The sequence below is a fragment of the Asticcacaulis biprosthecium C19 genome (assembly GCF_000204015.1).
GTDB lineage: Bacteria > Pseudomonadota > Alphaproteobacteria > Caulobacterales > Caulobacteraceae > Asticcacaulis > Asticcacaulis biprosthecius.
Map to the genome: position 1 here is coordinate 174,817 of NZ_GL883078.1, position 8,936 is coordinate 183,752.

Below are 8,936 nucleotides of genomic sequence, written 5' to 3' on the forward strand. Positions count from 1 at the left end.
TTTGCGCACGTTCAGATCGAGCTGTAGGTGCCGAAATCGGGCTCCGCCTCATAGGTGACATGCGTCAGATACAGCCCTTCCGGCGGGGCGACTTGGCCGCAGGCGGCGCGGTCTTTGGCCGCCAGAGCCTCCGCCACATCCGCGATATCCCAACGGCCGATACCGGCTTCTACCAATGTCCCCGTCATCGACCGCACTTGGCGATGCAGGAAGGATCGTGCCGCGAAGACCAGATGGATTTCGTCACCGAAGCGCTTCACCCGCGCGATATCCAAAGTCTTGACCGGGGATTTCGCCTGGCATTCAACGTGGCGGAAGGTCGTAAAATCATGCGTGCCGACCAAAGCTTTCGCCGCCTGCGCCATCACCTCGGCATCCAGCGGCTTCTTGACATGCCAAACCCGGCCCATATCCAAGGCCGGTGGGGCCCGTCGGGTGAGGATGCGATAGAGATACATCCGCCCCGTTGCCGAAAACCGCGCCGAGAACTCATCATCGACCTGTTCGGCCGCAAGGACCGACACCGGCTCGCGCGCCAGGAAAGCATTCATCGCGTCGCGTACCGTATCGGCCTTGAACGCTTTGCTGAGGTCGAAGCTGACCACCTGCCCCGTCGCATGCACGCCTGTATCGGTCCGGCCAGCCGCCGTGATGCGCAGAGCTTCACCCGAAAAGCCCAGGATGGCACGCTCAAGTGATGCCTGGACGGTCGGATGGTCGCCCTGGGCCTGGAAGCCCTTATAGGGGCGGCCATCATATTCGATCAGGCAGCGATAGCGCGGCATCAGATGAACCGGTCGCCCGGCTGCAGGTCGGTGCCGTTGAGAAAGTCCAAGGCGTCTTGCGCAGCCTTGCCTTCGCGCTGCAGCCGCAAGATCTGGATGACACCGTCGCCGGTCGCCACCTTGAGCCCGCCCAGCAGCAGGGTGCCGGGCGTCTCGCCGGAGTGTTCGTCGCTCAGGCGCGACATCAGCACCTTGACTCGGACTTCGCCCTTGCCGGTCGCCATGGTCGTCCACGCACCGGGGAATGGCGACAGGCCGCGGATATGCCAGTCGAGTTCGCGCGCCGGCCGGTCCCAGTCGATGCGCGCCTCCTCCGGCGTGATCTTGCGGGCATAGGTGACCTCGCCAGACTGTTCCTGTTCGTTGGCACCACCGCGTTCGATCGCTGCCAGGGCCACCGGCAGCAGGGAGGCGCCAAGGGTCGCCAGTTTGTCATGGAGGGACTGGGCGGTGTCCTCGTCGGTGATTTCGACCCGGCCCGACAGGATGATCGCCCCCTCGTCCAGGCCTTCCGACATGCGCATGACTTCGACACCGGTATGGCTGTCGCCGGCCATGATAGCGCGTTGGATGGGGGCCGCGCCACGCCAGCGCGGCAGCAGCGAGGCGTGGAGATTGAAACAACCCAGAGGTGGGTGGTCTAGCACGGCCTTTTTCAGGATCTGGCCATAGGCAACGACGATACAGGCATCGATGTCCAGCGCCTGGAACTCGGCAATGGCGTCGGCATCCTTCATCGATTTGGGCGTGCGCACGGGCAGGCCCAGGGAGGCGGCGAAGGCATGGACCGGCGACGGGCTCAGCACCTGGCCACGGCCTTTCGGCGCTGGCGGCTGGGAGTAGACGCAGACGATGTCGTGACCGGCCGCGACCAGTTCGGCCAGGGCCTTCACGGCGAATTCGGGGGTGCCCATAAAGGCCAGACGCATGAAAAAGACCTCGCGACGGTTTCGCCGCGAGGTCTAATCACAAATGCTATGTGGAGCAAGCCTTTAGGCGGCGCGGGTAAGCTTCTTCACTTTCGTAATCGCGCGGTCACGCTTGAGCTTCGACAGATGATCGATGAACAGCGTACCTTCCAGGTGGTCCATCTCATGCTGGATACAGACGGCGAACAGGCCGTCGGCGTCTTCTTCGACGGCGTTACCGTTGTAGTCGAGATATTTCAGCTTCACCTTGGACGGGCGCAGGACCTCATCGTAGATTTCCGGCACGCTGAGGCAGCCTTCTTCGTACGGCGCCACCTCCTCGGACCTCCAGATAATCTCGGGATTGACGAAGTAGCGCGGCTTCTTGACGCCTTCGGCATCGGGCTCGGCGCCTTCGGGTTTCTCCTGCAAATCCATGACGATGACGCGGATCGGCTCACCGATCTGGACAGCCGCCAGGCCAATGCCCGGCGCGTCATACATGGTTTCCAGCATGTCATCCATCAGGCGGCGCAGATCGTCGTCGACCTTGTCGACGGGCTTGGACACCTGTTTCAGGACGGGGTGGGGTACAGTCAGAATTTCACGAATAGCCATGTCGCAGATGTAGTCGTTTGCCCCGGAACAATCAAGATATACAAGAGCTTTGAACCACGGATGGACACGGATGAACACGGATTTCCGGTTTAGTCTGCCCCTGCCGCGCAGCGGCGTCTAAGTTGATTTGGAACCGCGAATGGACGCGAATGAACGCGAATATCCATGGTGATTTCAAACCGTGGAGTGTCTCAGATTTTTTTTTTGAGCGCGCATGGCGCTCCCTCTATTCGCGTTCATTCGCGTCCATTCGCGGTTTGAATCCCCCAGATGCTTCCGCTGCGCAATTGTATCAGGCTTGACCGGAAATCCATGTTTATCCGTGTCCATCCGTAGTTCAAAACCCTTAGACCGTCTCGTCCTCGGCCGGCGAAAGGGCCTGGAGCTTGGTCGCGGCGCGCGGTTGGGTTTCGATCGACGGCAGGTCGGGGATCGACTTGCCCTGATGTTCCACCTGCAGATCCTCGAACCGACGCGCCTGGGTCAGCACCTTGGTTTCCAGCGACCCAACGAACGCATTGTACTTGTCGACCGCGCGCGACAGGGATGAACCCAGGTCGCCGACATGGCCGCCCATCACCGACAGGCGGGCATACAGTTCACGCCCAAGATCGGCTATCTGGTTGGCGTTTTTCATCTGGTCTTCAACCCGCCAGCCGTAGGCCACCGCCTTGCACAGGGCAAACAGCGTCGTCGGGGTGACGATGATCACCTTTCGGTCCATCGCCTCGGTCATCAGGTTGGGCTCATGGTCCAGCGCCGTCGACAGAAGACCGTCGCCCGGAATAAACATCACCACGAAATCCGGCGAAACCTGGTCCTTGAACTGATCCCAATAGGCCTTCGCCGACAGGTCGCGGACGTGAGCGCGCAAAGCCTGGGCGTGGCGCTTCAGATGCAGATCCCGCGTCGCCTCATCCGTGGCTTCGGCAGCTTCGAGATAGGCGGTCAGATTGACTTTGGAGTCGATGACAAACACAGCCTCGGCCGAATTGCCCGGCAGCTTGACCACCACGTCAGGACGCCGCCGGCCTTCGTCGCCGTCCAGATTCTGTTGTTCGATAAAGTCGTAGCGCGACGACAGCCCCGCCGCCTGCAACACGTTACGTAAAACCTCTTCGCCCCAACGGCCCTGAACCCCGGCGCCGCGGCGCAGGGCGCCGGCCAGTTTCTGGGTCACTTCGCGGGTAGCGTTGGAGGCGGTCAAAAGGTCGGCGATCTGTTGCTTCAGCCCACCGGTATCGCCGGCGCGCGCCTCTTCCATGGCCTTCACCTGGGCCTCGAAGCGTGTCAGGTGTTCGGCGACCGGCTTGAGGCTGGAGCTCATCTTTTCCATGGCCAGCTTTTCGCGGGCGACAAACGCCTCCTCCGCCCGCTTCAGCAGCGAATCCGCCGAGACTTGCATGGCCTGCTGCGACACCAGTTGGAACTGCTCGCTCATGGTCGTGCGTGCCTCTTCCAGAGCCCTCGCCCGTTCGCGAAGCTGCGCCACCTCGACCTCGCTGCGGCGCAGGCTGTCCGCCATTTCGTCCTTTTGGGTCCTGAGCCGGCGGCCTTCGGCAAAGGCCAAATACCAGGCACCGGCGAAGACCAGGGCCAGGACCATAAAACCGAGAGACATGAGGTCGAGTGCGTTCATGTATTGTTCTTAGAGGGATTCCGCGAAACTGGCCAGTCCAATCTCTCCCCTTGCGCGTACACCCTTTCGCTGACAGTCTCAGCTCAGGCACGTTTCGGGGATAGGCAATGAACGTCAGGACGTTGGCTGGCAAGGTGCTCACAGGCAAGACGCCGTGGACCTATCTCTACCTGTTCCTAATTCCGTTTATCAACTGGTGCTTCGCAGCCGTTCCGCAAATCGCCTTGCCCGACGGCGGTTCCTGGACGCCGATGGCGATTGTTACGGGCTTCGTTCTTGTTGTGCGTGACTTTGCCCAGCGCGAAATCAATCACTGGATTATCGGCGCCCTGGGTGTCGGCCTGGCACTGTCGTTCCTGACGTCCGATCCGGCCGTGGCACTAGCCAGCACCTGCGCCTTTGCCGTCAGCGAACTGGTCGACTGGGCCGTCTATACCTTTATCAGGCGGCCCCTGTCGCAACGTGTTGCCATTTCGACAGCGATCAGCGCCCCACTGGACTCCGTGGTGTTTTACGCCATCGCCAGCACCTCGATTGCTGGAATCTTCAACATCTGGTCGCTGGCTTCGTCGGTCATTTCGAAGCTGATCGGCGTCTTGGTTGTCTACCTGATCTTGCGCCGTCGCGAAAAAGCCATGCCGCCGCCTTCGGGAGCCGTGCTCTAACGCCGGGTCTTCAGCGCATGGGCGATGGTGCCGTCGTCCAGCCAGTCCAGGTCACCGCCGACCGGCACGCCGCGCGCCAGGTAGGTCACGGTCGCCTGGTTCTGCAGTCCTTTCAGGCGATCGGCGATATAGTGCGCCGTGGTCTGACCCTCGACCGTCGCTGGCAGCGCCATGATGATTTCGTGGATGCCGCCTTCGCGCACCCGGGCGACCAGGCCATCGAGGCGGAGGTCCTCCGGCCGTACCCCGTCCAGCGCCGACAACAACCCGCCCAGGACATGATAGCGGCCGCTGAAGGCGCCGACCCGTTCCATGGCCCAAAGGGCGCTGTCCTCTTCGACAACGCAGATCATGGTCGTGTCACGCGCCGGATCGGAACAGGTGGCACAAGGGTTGCGCGTCGATAGTGCCCCGCAGACACCACAGGTCACCACCTTATCGGCAGCGTCCTGCATGGCCACGGTCAGCGGGATCAGCAGTTGTTCACGCCGCTTCAACAGGGCGAGCGCAGCGCGCCGGGCCGAACGCGGCCCAAGGCCCGGCAGCTTGGACAGCAGGGCCATCAGGCGTTCGATTTCCGGACCGGCACCTAAGGCCATGATATCTTAAAAGAACTTCGGCATTTTGGGGATGCCGCCCAACGGCCCCAGTTCGCCGGCGGCCTCCTGCAGATACTGACGGTTCAGCTCTTCCAGCTTGCGGCGCGCTTCGCCATAGGCTGCGCGGATCAGGTCGGACAGGACCTCGCCCTCACCCGGCGCCAACAGGCTTTCGTCGATGTTCAGCACGGTCATCTCGCCCGAGCCCTTCAGCTCCAGCGTGACCAGACCACCACCGGACGACCCCGTGGCCGTGCTCTCGCTGGTCTTGGCGTCGGCCTCATGCAGTTTCTGCTGCACGATCTGGGCCTGCTTCATCATCTGGGCAAAATCCATCAGTCTTCGTCCTTGTCTATGCGCTCGTCTTCGGGCACGGCCGGCGTGATATCGGTGACGGCGGGTTGCGGCCGGGCACGGACGGCCGTGATCTCCGCGCCGGGGAAGGTTTCCAACAATTTGGCGACGAACGGGTCAGCTTTCAAGCGTGCCCGCGCCGCATCGTTTTCACGCTTGTCGCGCTCATAAACGCTTTCGGCGCCGCCACCGCCTTCGGTGGCGATAAGCCAACGCTCGCCCGTCCATTCGCGCAGGCGCATGGACAGGCGCCGCACCAGGTCGGCCGGCGCCCGTGGCGCCAGTTCGAAGGTGATGGCGCCGGGCTTGAACGAAATCAGGCGGACATATTGTTCGACGTCAGTACGCAGACCGATATCGCGGCGTTCGGCAATCAGAGTCAGGACCTGGTCGAAGGTTTGCGGCTTGGGCGCCACCTGCTGGACCTGCGGCCGCACGGCCTGAGCGGCACCGCCCGAGACAGACTGGCCGCCACCTGGACCGCCGCCGCCCGGACCCGGGACGAGAGGTTCACCGTTCTGCAGCCGTTTCATCAGGACTTCCGGTCCCGGCAGGTCGGCGGCATAGCACAGCCGGACCAGGGCCATTTCGAAAGCCGCCGGCGCATCGGGGGCGCGACGCAGTTCCTCGAACGCCTTCAGCATCAGGGTCCACAGGCGCGACAGAGTCCCGGCGGACAGTTGTGCCCCCAGTGCCGTCACCCGCATGGCCTGAGCCTTGGGCATACGCGTGGCATCAGCCCCCAGGATCTTGGCGACCGACGTGCCGTGGCAGTATTCTAGCAGATCGCCCATGATCTGGGTCGGGTCGGCGCCATAACCATACAGGGTGCGGAAGCCCAACAGGGCCTCGCTCATCTGGCCGGAAATGATGTTTTCGAACAAGGCCAGGGTCGCCGACCGATCGGCCAGGCCCAGCATGTCGCGCACAACCTCGGCACCGACGATTTCGCCGGCTTCACCCTGGACCAGAGCCTGATCGAGCAGGCTCAAGCTGTCACGCACCGAACCTTCGGCGGCGCGTGCGATCAGGGCCACGGCGTCGGCGTCGATGCGCACGCCTTCCAGGCCGCATATCTTTTCCAGGTGCGGGGTCAGGGTTTCCGGCTCGACCCGGCGCAGGTCGAAACGCTGGCAGCGCGACAGGATGGTCACCGGGACCTTGCGGATTTCGGTGGTGGCGAAGATGAACTTGGCGTGCGGCGGCGGTTCTTCCAGCGTCTTCAGCAGAGCGTTGAAGGCCCCGGTCGACAGCATGTGGACTTCGTCGATGACATAGACCTTATAGCGCGCCTCAACCGGGGCATAGCGCACGCTTTCCAGCAGGTCGCGCATGGCGTCGACCCCGGTGCGCGAGGCGGCGTCAAGCTCCAGCACGTCGATATGGCGGCCGTCGATGATGGCCTGGCAGTGGATCCCCATGGTGGTCAGATCGACGCTGGGGCCCCCTCTTCCTCCTGAAGACTGCACCGTGTCCGATTCGTAGTTCAGCGCCCGGGCCAGCAGGCGCGCGGTCGTGGTCTTTCCGACCCCGCGGACGCCGGTCAGCATGAAGGCGTGGGCGATACGGCCGGCGGAAAAGGCGTTGGTCAGGGTACGGACCATGGCCTCTTGGCCGATCAGGTCCTCGAAGGTGCGCGGGCGGTATTTACGCGCCAGCACCGTATAGGCTTCGGATTTTTCGATCGGCTTGGCGGCCGGCAGGGACGCCCCGAACATATCGTCGGTGTCCAGATCGCGCTCGATGGGCTCGGCGGCGAAGGGGTCATCGTGGTCGGCGGTGTCGGACATGGAAGATTTTATAACGCCAAAAGAAGCAAGCGTCTCTCATAAAGCGCGATTCCTGCGCCGCTGGTACGACTGATTTTTGGGGAAAGGTGAGGCTTTATGGGAAAGGTGAGACGGCCGACCCGAAGGTGAATTCGTTGTGGCTGCTGCCTTCCGGCCCTGACCAGGTTGGCGAGGCCTTCGCCCGGCCGCCTCACCGCCTATATGCGCAATCTTGCCTTCGGATGCAAGAGGTGGAGAGCGTGATTTTATGACACCGGTATCATTTCGGTTGCGGACGGGTGGAGGTGGTGGCATGGTCGCGCCAAAAGTACCGGAGAAACGCCTATGAAATCCCCTGCCTTGCTGCTCGCCCTGTGTCTGGCTGTGCCGGGTTTCGCTCAAGCCAAGGTCATCGGCACGACGGTTCCGGCGCAGCCGTTGACGGTGAAGCGGATTGCCGATTTGCCGCCCGAACAGCAGGCGCCGTGGACGCAGTACCTCGCGCGATCGCAGGGCCAGATGAAGATGGACCAGGCCATTCTGGCGGTAGAACGCACAGGTCTCAGCGATATCGTCTACGGCAAGACCGGCGATGGCACCAAGACCATGCCGCTGAACCGCGACGCCGCCTGGTACGGCGCAACCGACGCGCGCCATATCGCCGACGCCATCGTCAGCTACCAGACTCCGGCCGGCGGTTGGGGCAAGAACGCACCGCGCGACGGAGCCTTGCGTCAGAAAGGCGAAAGCTGGATCGCCGGCAAAGAAGAGGGCTGGCACTATGTCGGCACCTTCGACAATGGTGCCACCACGACCGAAATCCAGTTCCTGGCACGGGTTCAGGCGCAGTTTCCGGGCGAAGACGGCAACCGGTATCGTGCGGCCCTCTACGCCGGCCTGAACTATATCTTCACGTCGCAATATCCCAACGGCGGCTGGCCCCAGGTGTGGCCGCTGGAAGGCGGCTACCATGACGCCGTCACCTTCAATGACAATGCGCTCAGCGATATCGCCGGCGTCCTGCGGTCGGTGGCCGGCGGTCAGGGCGACTATGCCTTTTTTCCGCCGTCAATTCGCACCCAAGCGGGTGACGCGCTGGACCGCGCCATCGGGGTGATCCTGTCGTCGCAGGTCCGCATCGAGCGCCAGCCGACCGCGTGGGGTCAGCAGCACGATACCCTGACCCTGATGCCGGTCGGCGCACGCAATTTCGAGCCCGCCTCGCTTTCGTCGAGCGAAAGTGCGGCGCTCTTGCTGGAATTGATGCAGGTTGAAAACCCTTCGTCCGCCGTAGTGGCGTCGGTCCATGCCGGAGCGGCCTGGCTAAAGAGCAAGGCCATGACCGGTGTCGCTTGGGTAAAGGTCGGCAACGACAAGGCTCTGGTCCAGGATGCCTATGCCAAGCCTTTGTGGGCGCGCTACTATAGCCTTGAGACCGGTCAGCCGATCTTCGGTGATCGCGACCTGACCATCCATGACGATGTCGCCGAGATCAGTGTCGAACGCCGCAATGGTTATGCCTGGTACGGCACCTCGCCGCAAAAGGCGCTGGATGTTTATGCCGAATGGAGTCAAAAACACTCGCAATAGGCTGGAACT

Annotated in this window: 9 protein-coding genes and 1 other RNA gene; 2 read left to right on the forward strand and 8 right to left on the reverse strand. The window is 62.7% G+C overall.

Features of this window, described 5'->3' with window-relative positions; translation table 11 throughout:
* Positions 1–11 precede the first annotated feature (11 nt).
* The 4 genes from truA to ABI_RS11420 form a co-directional block, all read right to left on the reverse strand.
* A complete protein-coding gene (truA, locus tag ABI_RS11405) occupies positions 12–785 on the reverse strand; it encodes a tRNA pseudouridine(38-40) synthase TruA (RefSeq protein ID WP_006273127.1) in 774 nt (257 codons plus the stop codon).
* The gene (fmt, locus tag ABI_RS11410) at positions 785–1,714 is read right to left on the reverse strand and encodes a methionyl-tRNA formyltransferase (protein WP_006273128.1); all 930 of its coding nucleotides are present in this window, start codon (positions 1,712–1,714) and stop codon (positions 785–787) included. Before fmt ends, truA begins: the two co-directional genes overlap by 1 nt.
* Before the next feature lie 63 nt (positions 1,715–1,777).
* Positions 1,778–2,311: a peptide deformylase gene (gene def / locus ABI_RS11415; RefSeq protein ID WP_006273129.1), complete on the reverse strand. Its 534-nt coding sequence runs from the start codon at positions 2,309–2,311 to the stop codon at positions 1,778–1,780.
* A gap of 346 nt (positions 2,312–2,657) precedes the next feature.
* The gene (locus ABI_RS11420) at positions 2,658–3,950 is read right to left on the reverse strand and encodes a DNA recombination protein RmuC (RefSeq protein ID WP_040309173.1); all 1,293 of its coding nucleotides are present in this window, start codon (positions 3,948–3,950) and stop codon (positions 2,658–2,660) included.
* Positions 3,951–4,057: 107 nt separating this feature from the next.
* Here ABI_RS11420 and ABI_RS11425 point away from each other — a divergent pair, with 107 nt between their 5' ends.
* On the forward strand, positions 4,058–4,615 hold the full coding sequence (locus ABI_RS11425; RefSeq protein WP_006273131.1) for a VUT family protein: 558 nt from the start codon (positions 4,058–4,060) through the stop codon (positions 4,613–4,615).
* Here the strand turns inward: ABI_RS11425 and recR are convergent.
* From recR to ffs, 4 genes are all read right to left on the reverse strand, one after another.
* Positions 4,612–5,214 carry a recombination mediator RecR gene (recR, locus tag ABI_RS11430; protein ID WP_006273132.1) on the reverse strand — a complete coding sequence of 201 codons (603 nt, stop codon included), beginning with the start codon at positions 5,212–5,214 and terminating at the stop codon, positions 4,612–4,614. The two genes, ABI_RS11425 and recR, sit on opposite strands and share 4 nt — an antisense overlap.
* Positions 5,215–5,220: 6 nt before the next feature.
* A complete protein-coding gene (locus tag ABI_RS11435) occupies positions 5,221–5,553 on the reverse strand; it encodes a YbaB/EbfC family nucleoid-associated protein (RefSeq protein ID WP_374188350.1) in 333 nt (110 codons plus the stop codon).
* Positions 5,550–7,358, reverse strand: coding sequence for a DNA polymerase III subunit gamma/tau (locus tag ABI_RS11440; RefSeq protein WP_006273134.1), 1,809 nt, complete (start codon positions 7,356–7,358; stop codon positions 5,550–5,552). The genes ABI_RS11435 and ABI_RS11440 overlap by 4 nt, the downstream gene beginning before the upstream one ends.
* A gap of 100 nt (positions 7,359–7,458) precedes the next feature.
* Positions 7,459–7,554: signal recognition particle sRNA small type (gene ffs, locus ABI_RS24455), an RNA gene on the reverse strand.
* A 128-nt stretch (positions 7,555–7,682) separates the two neighbouring features.
* Here ffs and pelA point away from each other — a divergent pair.
* Positions 7,683–8,927, forward strand: a complete 1,245-nt coding sequence (gene pelA, locus ABI_RS11445; RefSeq protein ID WP_006273136.1) for a pectate lyase — start codon at positions 7,683–7,685, stop codon at positions 8,925–8,927.
* Positions 8,928–8,936 lie beyond the last annotated feature (9 nt).